Genomic DNA, 1,796 nt, shown 5'->3' with positions numbered 1-1,796 from the left:
CCGCTAGACCTGTTCTTCGCACATGGGTGAATGCTGTGCCGGCTCGCTCGGTTGGTCATGGGGCGAACCGGCGTGGTTGTGTGGGATCGACGTTCAGCAGGTGCAGGAGTCGTTTTTGGATGGGATCGGGCACCAGGACCTGGGGTGGATGACGATCGGTGGCGGGGATCAGCCGGATCCGATCCAGGGCGGTGAAGATCAAACGGCCGGTGGGGGGTGTGGCCCGGTTGTCGAAGGCATAGAAGCCGGACAGGTCGGTGGCCGGGGCCAGGGCCCGGCGGACCTCACGCTCGACCAGGCAGAAGATCAGCAGGGCCAGGCAGATCACCGTGATCAGCGCGGTGATACGCCGGTTGCGCTGAAGGAACATCGGCGCGATGGCCAACGGACCCTTGAAGTCGCCGTAGCGGCGCTCGACGACCTGCTGGCCCTTGTAGCGGAACAGGACCTGGGCGGCGTCGGCGTCGGCGGGGTCGAGGTTGGTCACCAGGGCGTACCAGCCGTCGGCTGAGGCCTCGGCGTCGATTGCGTCCTGGTCGTAGTGCCAGGTGAAGACGGGCTTGCCGGCCTGGTCGCTGGTCAGGGTGGTGCGCAGGTAGGCGCCGATGCGGCGTTTGCGGGCGATCTCCTGGGCACGGCGGATGACATCGGCGGCACCGGGGTGGTGCCGGGACCCGGCGGTGCGGGCCAGCCGGTCCAGCTCCGTGGCGGCCTTGGCGAGTTTCAGGGCCCGCGCGCCGGCTTGGGCGTGCGCGTTGGCGCTGCAGTGCACCAGGATCCGGCGCAGGCCGATCGGATCGCCCCTGCTCCTCCTCGGCGGTGAGAGGATCATCGCCTCTTCCAGGAGGCGGTAGCAAGCCCGCTGCTCGGCGGGTTTGCCCGCGTCCCGGGCCGCGACGTAGTCGGCCACAGTGGCCGAGGACGGATCCAGGGCGGCGAACAGTCCCGCGGGGACCTGGGCCGCCGCCAGCGGCGCGACGAACGTGACCCCGGCCGCGATCATCGCACGGACGTTGCCGTAGGAGATCAGCTTGGAGTCGCCGACCAGCAGGAAGCCTGCCCGTCCGGCGATCTCTTTGAGGCTGTTCATGGCCCCCACGACCTGATTGGCCTCTCCGGCCCCGCCGTCGAAGGCCCGATGGAAGATCGGCACCGCGCCGTCGGCGCTCACCGCCAGTCCGGTCTGCACCTGCTTGAGATCGGGGCGGCGATCCTTGGGACGGCCATAGCGAGGAGCGGGGAAGTCATCGTCGACCTCCTCGAAGGCGCCCTGCAGGGAGATCGAGGTCATGTCCCAGTGCAGCCGGCTCACCTGCACCCCGAATGCGCCGATCGCCGCGGCCCCGACCGAGCCGGTGATCTGCTCCACCTGGGGAGCGATCGCATCCAGCGCCCGGGCGATCCGATCATCGTTGAGATCTTCGGGACCGATCCCGAAGACCTCCTGCACAGCCCACTCCCGGGCCCAGTCACCGACCCGCCACAGCGGCGAGGGCGAGGTCAGCCGATTGGCGATCAACGCCTCGATGACCTGCCCGTGCGTGAGATGGGCGACCTCCCGCACCGGGCAGGCCCGATCGATGACCCCGGCCACGTCCAGACGGCGGCAGTACTGCGCGATCACCGGCAGCGCGCCCAGCCGCAATTGCAGCAGACACTCGGTGGCCAGCTCGGCCCGCGCCCAGCGGGCCCGATGACGAGGTTGACGCGAAGGACCGCTCATACCCCGTTAGATATCCCGGCCGCCACCGACGACACAGACCGTGAATCCTCATGTGCGAAGAACAGGGCTAGAG

General features: G+C 69.0%; 1 protein-coding gene. It reads right to left on the bottom strand.

The features are described 5' to 3' along the window. Nucleotides 1-55 precede the first annotated feature (55 nt). Entirely contained in the window at nucleotides 56-1,723 is a 1,668-nt protein-coding gene (locus ACZ6W9_RS36930) for an IS1634 family transposase (RefSeq protein ID WP_470121857.1), read from the bottom strand. Between the last annotated feature and the right edge of the window lie 73 nt (nucleotides 1,724-1,796).

Source organism: Streptosporangium sp. NPDC053982 (genome assembly GCF_055585205.1).
The sequence above is the reverse complement of the archived record's forward strand: the minus strand, read 5'-3'. Positions and strand labels throughout refer to the sequence as shown.